18 protein-coding genes are annotated in these 14,027 nt (G+C 50.6%); 16 read left to right on the top strand and 2 right to left on the bottom strand.

All coding sequences use genetic code 11. From position 1 onward, the window contains the following. Positions 1-15: 15 nt before the first annotated feature. From argJ to EDC32_RS09155, 9 genes are all read left to right on the top strand, one after another. Entirely contained in the window at positions 16-1,251 is a 1,236-nt protein-coding gene (argJ, locus tag EDC32_RS09195) for a bifunctional glutamate N-acetyltransferase/amino-acid acetyltransferase ArgJ (RefSeq protein ID WP_132221649.1), read from the top strand. Between the two features lie 16 nt (positions 1,252-1,267). After that, positions 1,268-2,065 (top strand): acetylglutamate kinase, encoded by a 798-nt coding sequence (gene argB / locus EDC32_RS09190; protein WP_158283309.1) that lies wholly within the window; start codon positions 1,268-1,270, stop codon positions 2,063-2,065. Next, complete coding sequence (locus EDC32_RS09185) at positions 2,034-3,218, top strand: acetylornithine transaminase (protein WP_132221645.1); 1,185 nt, start codon at positions 2,034-2,036, stop codon at positions 3,216-3,218. Before argB ends, EDC32_RS09185 begins: the two co-directional genes overlap by 32 nt. A 110-nt stretch (positions 3,219-3,328) precedes the next feature. Then, positions 3,329-4,282, top strand: a complete 954-nt coding sequence (gene argF / locus EDC32_RS09180) for an ornithine carbamoyltransferase (RefSeq protein WP_132221643.1) — start codon at positions 3,329-3,331, stop codon at positions 4,280-4,282. Positions 4,283-4,561: 279 nt separating this feature from the next. Then, entirely contained in the window at positions 4,562-5,560 is a 999-nt protein-coding gene (gene pilM / locus EDC32_RS09175; protein ID WP_132221641.1) for a type IV pilus biogenesis protein PilM, read from the top strand. Continuing rightward, positions 5,557-6,147, top strand: a complete 591-nt coding sequence (locus EDC32_RS09170) for a hypothetical protein (protein WP_132221639.1) — start codon at positions 5,557-5,559, stop codon at positions 6,145-6,147. Before pilM ends, EDC32_RS09170 begins: the two co-directional genes overlap by 4 nt. Positions 6,148-6,218: 71 nt before the next feature. Then, the gene (locus EDC32_RS09165) at positions 6,219-6,812 is read left to right on the top strand and encodes a hypothetical protein (protein ID WP_132221637.1); all 594 of its coding nucleotides are present in this window, start codon (positions 6,219-6,221) and stop codon (positions 6,810-6,812) included. Positions 6,813-7,202: 390 nt separating this feature from the next. Beyond that, positions 7,203-7,409, top strand: a complete 207-nt coding sequence (locus EDC32_RS09160) for a hypothetical protein (protein WP_132221635.1) — start codon at positions 7,203-7,205, stop codon at positions 7,407-7,409. A gap of 396 nt (positions 7,410-7,805) precedes the next feature. Beyond that, a complete protein-coding gene (locus tag EDC32_RS09155) occupies positions 7,806-7,994 on the top strand; it encodes a hypothetical protein (RefSeq protein ID WP_132221633.1) in 189 nt (62 codons plus the stop codon). A 28-nt stretch (positions 7,995-8,022) separates the two neighbouring features. Here the strand turns inward: EDC32_RS09155 and EDC32_RS09150 are convergent, their stop codons facing one another. Then, entirely contained in the window at positions 8,023-8,394 is a 372-nt protein-coding gene (locus EDC32_RS09150) for a helix-turn-helix domain-containing protein (RefSeq protein WP_132221631.1), read from the bottom strand. A gap of 363 nt (positions 8,395-8,757) precedes the next feature. On the opposite strand from EDC32_RS09150, the gene EDC32_RS09145 reads away from it, so the two are divergent. Continuing rightward, positions 8,758-8,946, top strand: a complete 189-nt coding sequence (locus EDC32_RS09145) for a hypothetical protein (protein WP_132221629.1) — start codon at positions 8,758-8,760, stop codon at positions 8,944-8,946. A 56-nt stretch (positions 8,947-9,002) separates the two neighbouring features. On the opposite strand, the gene EDC32_RS09140 is transcribed toward EDC32_RS09145, so the two are convergent. Further along, complete coding sequence (locus EDC32_RS09140) at positions 9,003-9,362, bottom strand: helix-turn-helix domain-containing protein (protein ID WP_029071984.1); 360 nt, start codon at positions 9,360-9,362, stop codon at positions 9,003-9,005. Between the two features lie 240 nt (positions 9,363-9,602). Between EDC32_RS09140 and EDC32_RS16375 the strand changes: the two genes are divergently transcribed. The 6 genes from EDC32_RS16375 (at position 9,603) to EDC32_RS09115 (ending at position 14,025) form a co-directional block, all read left to right on the top strand. Further along, positions 9,603-9,758 carry a hypothetical protein gene (locus EDC32_RS16375; RefSeq protein WP_211341916.1) on the top strand — a complete coding sequence of 52 codons (156 nt, stop codon included), beginning with the start codon at positions 9,603-9,605 and terminating at the stop codon, positions 9,756-9,758. Positions 9,759-9,835: 77 nt separating this feature from the next. Next, on the top strand, positions 9,836-10,114 hold the full coding sequence (locus tag EDC32_RS09135; protein WP_132221627.1) for a helix-turn-helix domain-containing protein: 279 nt from the start codon (positions 9,836-9,838) through the stop codon (positions 10,112-10,114). A gap of 137 nt (positions 10,115-10,251) precedes the next feature. Then, a complete protein-coding gene (locus EDC32_RS09130) occupies positions 10,252-10,704 on the top strand; it encodes an ArpU family phage packaging/lysis transcriptional regulator (protein WP_132221625.1) in 453 nt (150 codons plus the stop codon). 296 nt (positions 10,705-11,000) lie between these two features. After that, entirely contained in the window at positions 11,001-11,429 is a 429-nt protein-coding gene (locus EDC32_RS09125) for a hypothetical protein (RefSeq protein ID WP_132221623.1), read from the top strand. 3 nt (positions 11,430-11,432) lie between these two features. Continuing rightward, positions 11,433-12,707 carry a terminase large subunit domain-containing protein gene (locus EDC32_RS09120; protein WP_132221621.1) on the top strand — a complete coding sequence of 425 codons (1,275 nt, stop codon included), beginning with the start codon at positions 11,433-11,435 and terminating at the stop codon, positions 12,705-12,707. A 16-nt stretch (positions 12,708-12,723) separates the two neighbouring features. Further along, positions 12,724-14,025 (top strand): phage portal protein, encoded by a 1,302-nt coding sequence (locus tag EDC32_RS09115; RefSeq protein ID WP_132221619.1) that lies wholly within the window; start codon positions 12,724-12,726, stop codon positions 14,023-14,025. Positions 14,026-14,027: the final 2 nt, after the last annotated feature.

Below are 14,027 nucleotides of genomic sequence, written 5' to 3'. Positions count from 1 at the left end.
AAAGGGGGAGTGAAGATGGGGAAAGAATCAGGGGTTTTGTCACCTGCATTCACAGTGCAAAAGGATGCGTGCATTACTTCGCCCAAAGGGTTTAAAGCAGCAGGGATGCATGTGGGCATCAAGCGCAAGCGGCCCGATTTGGGAGCGATCGTATGTGAACGGGAAGCGACGGCTGCCGCTGTTTATACAGTGAATGCCTTTCAGGCGGCGCCGATCCAAGTAACCCAGGATAGTTTGGGAGTATCCGGGAAATTGCGTGGTGTGGTCGTCAACAGCGGCAATGCCAATGCCTGCACTGGACGGCAAGGGATGATGGATGCCTATGCGATGCGGGCGAAGCTGGCCGAAGAGCTTGCCTGTCCGCAGAGCATGGTAGCAGTAGCTTCGACCGGTGTTATTGGGGTATTGATGCCGATGAACAAGGTGATTCAGGGCATTGAAGCGTTGGTACCGAAGTTAACAGCGCCAGACACTTCGTTTGCGGAAGCGATCTTAACGACAGACACATGTACGAAGCAAGTGGAAGTGAGCGTGGAGATTGAGGGCAAACCGGTGACCATTGCAGGGGTGGCCAAAGGCTCCGGCATGATTAAGCCCAATATGGCCACCATGTTGGCGTTTATCACTACCGATGCGGTGATTGAACCGGAGATTCTCCAATCTTTGCTGTGGAAGACCACTGATCAGACCTTCAACATGATCACAGTTGATGGGGATACGAGCACCAACGATATGGTTTTGGTGATGGCAAGCGGAGAAGCCGGGCATGCCCCCCTCGACATGCACCATGCTGATTGGTTTAAATTCCAACAAGCTTTTCAGTATGTCTGCCAAGAGTTAGCCAAGATGATCGCCCGTGACGGAGAAGGGGCGACGCGCTTGATCGAAGTGGTGGTTGAAGGGGCGATCAACGAACAGGAAGCGCAAAACATCGCCAAAACGGTGGTGGGTTCCAGCCTGGTGAAGACGGCGGTGTTCGGCGCCGACCCCAATTGGGGGCGAATCGTGTGCGCGGCTGGTTACGGCGAGCCTTCTTTGCGACCGGAATCAATCGATGTTTACCTGGGACATGTACAAGTGATTGGGGGAGGCATGCCGTTGCCATTTGATGAAGAGCAGGCGCGCGCGGAGCTGAACCGGGAGAAAGTAATCATCCGCGTCAATCTGCATCGGGGCCAGGCCACGGCGACGGCGTGGGGATGCGATTTGACATATGAATACGTGCGTATCAATGCCAGCTACCGCACGTAACGGGAAGGAGAGGCTGATGGAACAGCTGATTGTGCTGAAAGTGGGAGGCAGTGTTCTGGAACGGATTCATCCGGCGTTTTTTGCCCAATGTTTTGATGCATGGCGCGCAGGAACACAAGTAGTCATCGTTCATGGTGGCGGCCCGATGATATCGCGATTGATGGAAAAGCAAGGGAAAAAGCCTGTGTTCGTCGAGGGGCGGCGCGTGACCGATGAAGAGACGTTGTCGCTGGTGCAGATGGCTTTGTCCGGACATGTAAACAAGCAATTGGTGACGCAACTGATCAACCATCAAGTGGCGGCCATCGGCATAAGCGGGGTGGATTTAGAGTTGTTGAAGGCGGAACCCGCGGCCCCTGAGTTGGGGTATGTCGGCCGTGTCACCGATGTGAATGTGGAGGCGCTCGATCATGTACTTAAGCAAGGTTGGATGCCGGTCATCGCCTCTTTGGGAGTGGATGGAGAAGGTCAAGTGTACAACATCAACGCGGATGAGGCTGCGGCAGCGATTGCGGTTGCTATGTGTGCCGACCAGCTGATTTTGTTAAGTGACGTTGATGGTATCCAAATTAGCGGCCAATTGCTCCAGGAAGCCAACCCTGCGGCCATAGAACAGGGGATTGCGGACGGAGCGATCACGGGAGGCATGATTCCGAAAGCAAGGTCGGCTTTGCAATCGCTGGCGCAAGGGATTCCCGAAGTTCGTATTGTGAATGGCGCTCATGCCAATGGGTTTAAACAGGGTGCGGGCACCCGCATCGTCAATCAAGAGGTGATCGACCATGGGATTGTTTCCGACGTATCTCCAGCATGATATTCACTTCGTTGATGGAGCTGGCGCCGTGTTGGTAGATGAGTCCGGCAAGGAATATCTCGACTTTGCCTCTGGGATTGGCGTGGTGAACTTAGGTCACCGACACCCGCGAGTCGAGCAAGCCCTCATCACTCAGGCGCAAGGAATCTGGCACACATCCAACTTGTTTGCCAGTCCCTTGCAACAGGAAGTGGCGAACCTCTTGTGCAAGATGAGTGGGTTGGGTGCCGTCTTTTTCGCCAACAGTGGGGCGGAAGCCAATGAAGCGGCGATTAAGTTCGCCCGCCGTTGGGCCAAGATGGTGAAAATCATTCAGGAGCCGGAAATCATCACCTTTCAGCGTTCTTTCCACGGACGGACTTTGGCGACGTTGACGGCGACCGGACAAGACAAAGTGAAGGATGGTTTTTCCCCATTGCCGGCGGGATTTCGCATTTTGCCGTACGGGGACATTCAAGCGGTCAAGCAAGCTACAGGAGCGACGACGGCGGCGGTGCTTTTGGAATTGGTGCAAGGAGAAGGAGGCGTTCGGCCGGCTGATCCAGAGTTTGTCCAAGCATTGGCGGCTTGGTGTCGGGAGAAAAACATCTTGTTGATGATTGATGAGGTGCAAACCGGCATGGGCCGCACAGGGCATTGGTTTGCCTATCAAAAGTACGGGATTGAGCCAGATGTGGTCACTTTGGCCAAGGGATTGGGCAACGGCTTTCCTGTAGGGGCAATGCTGGCCAAAGCAACTTGGAAAGAAGTATTGGGGCCTGGATCGCATGGGACGACATTCGGTGGCGGTCGTTTGGCGATGGCGGTGGCTAGAACGGTGTTGGAAGAGTTGTCACAACCATCCATGATGGCTGAAATACGGGATAAAGGCACATGGCTTAGACAATTGTTGGAGAAAGAGTTGCGTGGACTGACAAGCGTACAGGAAATCCGCGGCGAAGGGCTGATGTTAGGCATCGAGCTGAACACTTCGGCCGGCCCGGTGGTGAAGTCGCTGTTGGAGCAAGGATTGGTTACGCTGGTGGCCGGGGAGAATGTCTTGCGCTTGTTGCCGCCCTTGGTGGTAACGCACGGCCAGATTGTGCGTGCTGTTTCATTGATTAAAGAAGTAGTGCAGGAATGGGAATGGACGGCTCCGGTTCCAGCCGACTAGCGCATGCCGGATACACCGTTGGCGGCTGAAACCGTTTTTCCATGGCCGCTTCTGGGGAGCGTTTGTGGACATGGGCCGGTGAAGAATGAAATCGAAAGGGCTGAGGAAACATGATCGAAGCGCCTTTGGCGACGGGATGGACAGACAAGGATTTTATCGGTTTGGCCAATTGGGGGCCGGAGGAGGCGAAAGCGTTTTTGCAGCATGCCCTGCAATTGAAGGCTGACAAAGCGGAGTGGGTGAAGAAAGCCCCGTTGCAAGGAAAAAATTTGGGTATGATCTTTGATAAGCCGTCGACCCGGACGCGCATTTCGTTTGAAGTGGGCATGGCCCAATTGGGTGGTCACGCGCTGAATCTCCATCGACATGAGTTGCAATTGGGGCGGGGAGAGACGATTGAGGATACGGCCCGCGTGCTGTCGCGGTATGTGGATGCGATTTTGATCCGCACCCATAGCCACGACTTGGTTACCCAATTGGCAGAAGCGGCGGACGTTCCAGTGATCAACGGGTTAACGGAGCGGGAGCATCCCTGCCAGGCTTTGGCGGACATCATGACCCTGGCTGAGTGCAAAGGGGAGTTGGCCGGCCGTATTTGTTGCTATGTGGGAGATGGCAACAATGTCTTGCATTCGTTGATGCACATCGCGGCGCTGACCGGTATGCATCTGTCCATATCCACGCCAAAAGGCTATGAACCCAGTCCGGCGATCTGGCAAGAAGCGGAGGCCATCGCCCGCGTCACTGGTTCTACCTTCTCTTTCAGTTATGATCCGGTGCAAGCGGTCAAAGACGCCGATGCTGTGTACACGGACGTGTGGGCGAGCATGGGGCAAGAAGAGGAGAAGGAGCAACGGGCGCAGGCATTTGCTGGGTACCAGGTCAACCAGGAGCTGATGAGCCACGCGAAACCGGATGCGATTTTTATGCACTGCTTGCCTGCTTATCGCGGCTTGGAAGTAAGCGCCGACGTGATCGACGGTCCGCAATCGGTGGTATTCCAGCAAGCGGAAAACCGCCTGCACGCACAACAGGCCTTGTTGCTCGGTTTGTTGTTATCATGATCGTAAGTCCCGGTCGGACGCTTCAAAAACGGAGCCTGAGGCTGATATACGTATAATCCCGCTGGCCAATTGGCCGGCTTTTTTCTTTGTGGCGAGTGGGTAACCAGAGGATTGATCAAGACAAAAATGGGGAAAATTCATCGAAAGAAATGAAGGGTGAAACGAAGCATAGTTTTCTATTTCGTCACTCTTTTCATGATCTGGTTTAATATAATGAAGATATCGAACAGATCGTGATGATGAGCCAGCATCTGGTTGAGAGCAAAGGAGTTAAGCGTGATGTCTTATCAAATAGGAATAGAGCTCTCCGCCTCTTTTTTCAAACTGGTGGAAGTGAAAAAACGAAGAAAATCCATGGAACTACAACAGATGGTGGTTCATCCTTTGCCTAGCATTTGGGCCAGAGAGCCGTACTTCCTGGAACGTGAAGAATTGATCCAAACCATACAGGAGGCCTTGCTGGGGCGGCGATTGCACACGGAGCGTGTCCGAATCGGCATCAATTGCCGGGAAGTGATTTTCAAAAGGTTGATGGTGCCGGAAATGCGGAAACGGCAATACCGCACCTACATCAAAGAGCAACTGATTCCTCTGTTGGAGCTTCCGTTTCCCGATCCGGTGTTTGACTATCAGCTCATCGATCATGTGTGGGCGGATGGGGATCGCCAAGAGATCATGTTGGCTCTGATGTCCCGCTCGTACAGGGATGCATTGGTACGATGCTTCCGTTTTTGTGGCTTGGATCCGGTGCAGATCGACATCGCTCCTTTCTGCCTCTATCGCTGGACCAATGCTTATCGTGGACTCACCGCCCCGCAGTCGCTGATTTTGCAAATTTCCAAACTGGGTGTGGAAGCGAGCTTTTTCAGCGACAATCAATTGATCGACACCCAAGTGTTTTCCCTGCCGGTGGCGGATTATATGGAGGGAGAAGATCGGCCGCACCCCAACCCGCTTCACCCTCTGTTAGAGAGTGAGGAAGAGATCAATGCGTATGGGGAAGCATTGCTGGCCAAGCTGTACGGACTGATGGATGAGAAGAAGCAGCGGATGTTTGCGTGTCCGCAAGCGGAATGGGTCCTGGCGGGCGAGGGATTGGACATGTTTTTATTGGAACAATGGCTAGAGCAGAACCAATTGGCCAAAGTCACCCAAGCCCCAGCGGCGGAGCTAGTCATGTCCGAAGCGCTGAAAGAGAAAGCGTTACGCTTTGTGGGAAGCTCGCTTGCTGTCCCGCTCGGCTTGATGGTAGGCGAGAAGGAGGGGATGGGACGATGAATTTTTTGCCACCCCAACCGCTGTCCCGCCGCTTTTTTTTCTGGTGGCTGGCTTTGATTTTGTTGGTCGTGGGCGCTGGGATCGGTGGTGTTTTATACTTCGATCGGGTGCTGGAGAAGAAGGTGGCTCGCTTAGAAGACGTCGTGATTGAAAAGCGGCGCGCTGTCAACGAAGCGATGCTGGAAGAAAGCAAAGAACAGAAGTTTTACGACAAGTACCAAGCATTTTTCACCTATCGCGACACCATTGAACGTGCTGAGGAGAAACGCCAAGCTTGGAAAGAAGCGGCGGAAGCCATTGTGACTACGATGCCCGCGGGTGCTCGGCTGTTTCAGTTGCAAGGGCTGGGCAATCGATTGGATGGTTGGGCTTTGTTTCCCTCCATACAAGAAGCGTCCGACTTTGTGAGCAAGCTGGCGAAGGAAGAGAACGAACATTTCAGCGAAGGCTGGATCGATTGTGTCGGCGATCAATGTGCCGAGGCCAAAGTGAAAAAAGAAGCGGACAAAAATCATGTCATTGTGCGGTTTCATTTCACTCTGCAAAAGGAAAAAGAAAGTGTTCCGCCATCGCAAGGAGGTGACTGACCATCCGGCAACCCATCCCCCCAAAACGCTGGAAGTCGGGGAAAACATTAAGCTTTCTCTGGTGCCTGGGGTTGGTCGGCTTACTCGGGCTGGCTTACCATCAATTGCAACCGGACTATCTTGAGTACCAGCAACTGAAACAAGAAGGCGAACGTCTGACGAGAAATTTGAAGCGGTATGAAAAATACACCGCTTCCACTTACCAGTTGCCGATTGAACCTTCACAGGCGGAGTTGGCCGGATTGGAAAAAAAGGTCCCCGTCATGCAAAACCAGCCGGATTATATGGTCCAGTTGGAACAAGCCGTCAATACGGCGGGCGCATCCTGGAAAAAAATAGAGCTGCTCGATGATATCAGCGAGCTGTTCAAGTCTCCCGCCCAAGCGAAGGGCTCGGCGATGATTCCGCCTGATACGGATGTGGTAAACGAACAATTAGGTATCGTTTCGTCCGAAGAACTGCGGCCAATCTGGATTAAGCTGGAGGTTCAAGCCACCCAGAACCATTTCACCAACTTGTTGCACCAACTGCAACAAGGGGAACGCCTTGCTACTGTCGTTGGGTGGAATTATCAATGGACGGATGACACCAAAGCCGAGTCAGGCGTCGTTTATCTGGCACTGTATTCATATCAGGATGAAAGAGTAAAGCAACATCTAAAATAGCGAAACCCCTCATCAAAGGAAAGATGAGGGGTTTTATCTATATGGAAGGAAAAGGGGGCTACGGATGGAACACTGAAAAAGATAGAAGGTAGTACTTAGAATGAATGTGGGTAAATACAAGGATCGGTGCTGGACAAGAATTGATTTAGTTTAGATCAAGGCAACGGCCGATGGGGAGAGGTTGTTTAAAATACGGTACTGATTGGACCAGTGTTTCCTGTTCCTTGGCATGGTTCGATTCGGGTTTCCCTTGTCAAAAAAACGAACCATTTTACGAATAGGATAGATAACTAGTTTAATTAGCATGTTTTCTCAGAAGTATGATAGAATCCACGTCTTTTGCAATCAGGGGAGGAATGTGGGAGAACAGTGGAAAGGGGAGCCGTCAACATGAAATGGATGGGTTGGACCGCGCTAGGGCTGGTGATGGCTGCACTCGCTTATGGGCTGGGGATGCAACTACCCAAACCGATGCCGTTTCCCGGGTATGTGATGATCATCGGGCTGGTGGTGATTGTGGTGATGTTTGCTGTGCTCCGATTTGGGACAGCGCTGGCGCGGCGCGAACGTGAGGAGGAGAAAGACGGATCAGGTTGAGTTTACCAGGATCGTGGAGGATTGTCGGTCGGCGCCGACTTGAGTGGACGGGATGACCAGCCCGCCTGCATTGTTCAAGTGTCGGCTTGGAAATGCAGGCGGGCTTTGTTTTTGATGCGAATAAGATGGTGCAACAAGTGGGGCAGACAGTATTTGAATGTGAACATATGTTCGTATATAATGAATAATAACCAACTCTTCTGTCCAAACAGGAGAGCAGAAGAAGAGGGGCCTATGTATGCATAAGGCCCCTGGGCGCGGATGATCCCAATCAATGATTGCGGATAGAGATGACGTTGGAAAGATGAGCTTGTCACGATAAATCAGCGATGAAATCAAAGTGTTGTCAGGGTTTAGTAGCATGTGCTAGCTTATTCAGCTTGGGAGTGATCACAAATGGTAGGTCATCTTGAAGACAGCAATGCCAATGCAAAAACAACCCACTGCCACAGCGGAGTCCCAAACGATGATCCGGGCGTGGATGTTGAGCGCCTGTGTGAGTTATTGCTGGAGACAAAACTCTTAACGCAAAAGGAAATCGACGAATTGGCCCGCATTCAGCAGAGAATGCGCGGGTTGACCTGAACAGAATGTGGAAGAAGTTTTGGTTTTTCTATTTGTTGCCGATTAATCGATCCAATATGGCGATGAGGATTTCCCTTATCTGGGTTTGATCTGCTTCTGGAATCGCCTTCCCTCCCCAAGTGAGGGGTTTTTCGGCCAAGGCCTGTCGCACCTCGCGTAGGTCGATGTGCGACTGAGAACGGAAGTCTAGGGAGGGGCTGTCAGTGTGACCCAACAGGTAATCCACGGAGACGGAGAAGTGAGCAGCCAGCTGTTTGAGCTGGCTGGTATCCGGCTCGTACTGGTTCCGTTCCCATCTCGAGATGGTAGCAGTGTCTACATCCAGGTGATTAGCAATGTCACCTTGTGTTTTTTTGTGTTTTTTTCTTAATTCCCTCAATCGTTCTCCTAACATACTCATGCTTAACACCCCGGTATTATGTCATGCACTATCTAGTTTATATTTGCACTATCTACAATTCATTGTATCATCCCTTAGCCGTAATTGGTATATGTAAATCGGTATTTTTGCTTATTATGCAAAAAAAGGTCGTTGTTTTTTTCGTTTTTGTATTTACATTTGCACTAAATGCAAATATACTTAAATTAAATATTTGCATTTAGTGCAAAATAGTGTGGCTGATGCGAACAGGCTGGGTAAAGGCAGTTTGATGTCGCAACCAGCTGGTGAGGTTGATTTGGCACATATTTGGCACCTTGGCAGGACAAGTTCGGATTAGTATAAAAGCAGAACGCCACTTATAGAAAAAGGGAGGATGGCGGCATGGGGAAAGCACAAGGCACATTATATGACGTATTGTCTTACTTGGCAGTGTGTTATGATGAGGAGCTGGTGGGCGAGTATGTGAACTTGAAGACGTTGTCCAGCCGGATTGAGGCGTTGGGTTCAAAAGGGAAAACGGATGAATTCATCGCGACCGTCAAAGCGTTGGCTGAGGAGAGGGCCGAATAAGGGGGAAACAACACAACCAATAGGCGGGCCCACTGGATATGTTGTTTCGGTTTGCTTTATTTCCCCTCTGACTGTTTTAGCTTTTTTTTGATGATGAACTCAAAAGATTGTTTCAGGAAGGCAATGTCTTCTTCATCAAGGGTGATGTGATCGTATACGAAGATCCCATCAGCTAAAAAAGCTTTAACATCTTTTACTTTTCCCGAGTCATAAAGGTATTCTTCCCTCCCGAGCAGGTAGTCCATGGATACCTCATAGTAATCGGCGAATTTCTGGATGAGGTCAAAGGGGGGTTTGCGATAATCTCGTTCATAATTGGATATGGATTGATTGGGAATGCCCAAAGCTTGGGCCAGTTCGATCTGGCTCAATTTCCTTGATTCCCTGAGCAGGCGCAAGCGCTCGCCTAAGGTCATTGTGATCTCCTCCGTCTAGGGTAGTTTGAATGTACATGGGGTGAGAAACCATCGGTGGCTTCTCTTCTCTCCGGTTTGTTTTTATTCTATTATATATTCTTCATTTAGTATAATCAAATAGGAGATAAAATAATTGATAATAAACAAAGTGAAAAATCAGACGGCTTTCATATCTCCTTTCAGGAGAAAATTATTGTATAATTATCCATGTGATTGAATGTTGGCGCAGTGAAGGAATAAATGATGACATTTTATTTGGATCAAAGCAGTTTAACGCGTTACGCCCGTGAACACGGTGAAAGGTGTGCCTTTTGCGGAATTGGCCAAGAAAATGGACAGGCCGTCGATTTGGTTTTCAGTGAAGAGCTAAACCAGTTTATGTGGAAAGAGCGGTAACGGCGATGGATACCGAAGAGCAGGAAAGATGGGGCAGTTGCCGCCGAGTTTCACTTCATTTAACAGGAGGGCAAGAAATGAACGTGATGATCTCGCCGCACATCATGCAACAATGCAAAGAATGGGATATTAATTGCTTTCAACTTTGTTTGTTGATTTGGATCAAATCGTTGGAGCAGGAGCAAGAGGGAAGGCGTCATTTTAACCAACGGGAAGTGGCTATGAAACTGGGGGTGAGCCGGGAAACGGTCAATAAGAACCTGGCTGTGTTGCTTAAGAAAAAGTTGATCAAGAAGGTAAACGATCATCCGCATTTCACTGAGTTCGTGTGTATAAAAAAGATATTGGAACCATAAGGGAGATCATAGCAAACAAGCGCTCTTTTTTTGCTCATCTATTCTCCTGTGGGGAGAAAATATATTCGTGATTTGCTGTTTTGTTTATCACCGTGGAGTCAGCCTGCGAGCACAATAATGAGGTGAGGTGCGTTTCTATGCGAAAAATGGTTGATATGCCTGCCCATACCGAACAGATGGAGTGGAAAAAGGTGTTGAAATGCTTAGAGAAAATGTTGTACGAGTATCCCTTGCTCAAGATTTCGTTGGAGAATGAGCGGGAATTGGAGCAGGAAGGGTTGTCCAACCTTTTACCTTCCATGACTTCTTCTTATGAACATCGGACAAGCAAAGGTTATTCAGAATACCAGTCATCCACCGAGAAGTATGCGCTGTTGCGGGCGGCGAAGCAAATGAAGCTTCGACAAGTGGAGCGGGCGCTGGAAGTTTTGAACATGGAGGAAAAGGCCATTATTGAGGAAAAATACTTCAATCCGATGCGACATTTTGACAGTTATATTTATGACAAGCTTGGTTTTTCCAAATCGACTTATCAACGCTTAAAAAAATCGGCGTTGAAAAAGCTGGCAGTCGCATTAAACATCATGTGAAAAACAGGGAGGGGCAACCTCCCTTTTTTCATGCAGGTTGCACGGGTGTGCTTGTGAGCAACGCCGCCATGCGCTAAAAAGTGAATCATGTTTGAACCATCGTTGGCACCCTTGGTGGGAAGGCTTGTGCTATCTTTAATACAAGGGATCGTGTCCCTTAAGCAGCCTCCACCGACAGAGAGATGAAATGGAAAGCTCCGATCAGGTAGATCGGGGCTTTTTTCATGCGCGGCGGCGCAAGCTGTTCGCAAGTATGATGGGTAGAAAGGGCAGGAATAGAAAGAAGGTGGTATACAATGACTGATCGATCAAAAGCCGGACGGCCAACGAAGTTGACCCCTGCGTTGCAGGAGAAGATCGTTATGATGATTCGCGGGGGGAATTATATTGAGACGGCTGCCGCCTACGCGGGCATTTCCAAACAGACGCTGTACAATTGGCTCCGCAGAGGGGCACGACAAAAATCCGGACAATATCGGGAGTTTGCCCTTGCTGTGGAACAAGCGCTGGCGGAAGCGGAAATGCGAGATTTGGCGTTGATCGAACAGGCGGCCCGTGACGGGAAATGGCAAGCTGCCGCCTGGCGTCTGGAGCGGCGTTTCCCCAAACGCTGGGGCCGGCAGGATTATTTGGATCTTCTCATGCAGGAGCGGCAGACACAGGTGCAAGCAAAGAAGAAACAGATCAAGGTGCAGTTGAGCCCATCGGCGGCAGAGGAGGAGTAAGGCATGCATAGGGATTTATTTGCCCCGGACGGGTATGTGCATGAGGAATACCAGCTCTTTGTGCAAGACGAACCAGAGTGCGAAGAGATAATTGCAGGTTACCAAGCCCATCCCAAACAACAAGTGTTGCATCAAAGCCCTGCCCGTTTTCGCATTGCCACTTGCGGCAGGCGGTGGGGGAAAACGCTGGCCTGCTCGATGGAGATAATGAAGTTCGCCGTGGAGAACGAACACGCATTGTGTTGGTGGGTGGCCCCTTACTACCGTCAGGCTTGGATCGCGTATCGGATTATCAGCCAAGCTATACGCGACTTTGTTGTGCACGACTTAAAAAGCTGCATGCGGATTGAGTTGGAAAACGGCTCGATCTTGGAGTTTCGGTCGGCTGAGAATGTTGACGCTCTCCGGGGGGAGGGCGTTTCTTTTTTGGTGGTCGACGAGGCGGCCATGATTAAGCGGGAGGCGTGGGAAGAAGCTTTGCGCCCGGCACTGGCCGATCGGAAGGGCAAGGCGGTGTTTATCTCCACTCCCAAAGGACGGAATTGGTTTTTTGATTTGTACATGCGTGGCTTGGACCGCGATTTCCCTGATTATGAATCATTTCGGTTCCCCAGCGCTAGCAATCCGCACCTGCCGGCATCGGAGCTGGAGGAAGTGAAAAAGAGCTTGCCAGCCGATGTGGTAAGGCAAGAGTTTGACGCTGAATTCTTGGAGGAATCCGCCGGCGTGTTCCGGGGCATCCGCCATTGTGTTGAGGGGGAACTGGAGGAGCCGCGGGAGCAAGGTGAATATGTGATCGGGTTTGATATTGCCAAGCACGTCGATTACTCCGTTATCACCGTGATCGATGTAAACCGGAGGCATGTGGTTGCGTTTGAACGGTTCAACCAAGTGGATTGGAAGTCGCAGATTGACCGCTTGGAAGCATTGGTTCGGAGGTATAACCACGCCAAAGTGTGGATGGATTCAACGGGGGTGGGGGATGCGATTTGCGAGAGTGTGTATGACCGGGGGATCGATGTGGAAGGGTTCGTTTTTACCTCGATATCCAAAAAGCAACTGATTCAGCACCTCACGCTTTTAATCGCGGAACGGGCGATCACCTTCCCCGAATTGCCGGATTTGCTTCATGAGCTGTCCACATTCCAATTTCACCTCACCCCGACTGGCCATCTCTCTTATTCCCATCCCCCTGGGGGTCATGACGACTGTGTGATGTCGTTGGCACTGGCCTGCTGGGGACTCAAAGAACATCAACCTATACAGCTTTTTATCTAATGTGGAGGTGAGTCGTATGTACGACTTGGAAACCCGCATCAAGCGGTTTATGGAGAAACAAGCGGATCGGCTCGAAGGAAAAGCGTCTTCTGTGCCGTCCTATATGACGACTTGGACACAAGTTCGCACTAATCAACATTACGATTTGAGCCGATTGACCGATGAAGGATACCGCAAGAACAGCATTGCTTCCGCCTGCATCATTATGATCGCCACATCTGCGCCAGAAGCGGAGCTGAAAGTGTACCAGCCATCAGAGATGGGCCATGTCGAGATGCCGGACCATTGGCTGAAACAGCTGATCAATCGTCCCAATTCCTATTTGTCCACCTATGAGCTGTGGGAATTGGTCCACACCTACCTCAACACCTCAGGCAATGCTTATATTTTATTGCATCGTGATAAAAACGCCCAATTTGGCCCGGTAACGGAGCTGGATGTGTTACGCCCGGACATGGTTGTACCAGCTTTTGACGAGAACAACAAGATTCGTTATTACCAATACTCCTTGAATGGCAAGCAGTTTAAATTTTTGCCGCATCAAATCATCCATCTCAAATTTCCGGACCCGTTGAATGAAGTGGAGGGCTTATCTCCCCTCGCGCGGGTGCTGAGGGAATTAAACATCGACAACCAGGCGACGGACTTCACCCGTACCTTTTTCAACAATGCGGCAGTGCCCTACGGCATCTTGTCTACCGATCAAAAGATGCGCGAAGAAGAAGTGGAACGCACCCGTGAGCGTTGGATGGATTGGTTTCGCGGCTCACGCGGAAAGAACCGCTTTAAGCCGGCGGTTTTGGGTCAGGGCCTTAAGTATGAGCAGATCGGTTTGTCGTTTCAGGAGATGGAGTTTGAGGCGTTGCGCAGCATGACCGAAACCCGCATCTGCGGTGCCTTTGGGGTTGACCCGGTGTTGTTGCCAAGTTGGGTGGGGATCAAATACGGCGGCAAATACAGCAATTACAGCGAAGCGCGTCGTCACTTGTGGGATGAGACCATCATTCCCGCCTTGAGACGAATTGAGAGCAAGCTGACTTCCCAATTGCTGGCCCACGAAGGGGTCGTCGCCCGGTTTGACCTCAGCAAGATTCAAGCCTTGCAAGAGAATGTGAATGCCAAGTTCGAGCGGATTCAGGGAGCTTTCACCGCCGGGATCATGAAACTGGACGAGGCGCGAACGCAACTTGGGCTGGAACAGGATGAGCTGTTGGGGGATTTGTATACGTTTCAGTTGGAAGGGAAGTCGTTGGAAGGGAAATCCGTTTCTGTATATGACTCAGACACTTATGTAAATGAAAAGAAAACCACATCTTAATG

Source organism: Laceyella sacchari (assembly GCF_004343255.1).
Lineage (GTDB): Bacteria > Bacillota > Bacilli > Thermoactinomycetales > Thermoactinomycetaceae > Laceyella > Laceyella sacchari.
Note: the sequence above shows the minus strand (reverse complement) of the source record. Positions and strands in the feature narration are given on the sequence as shown.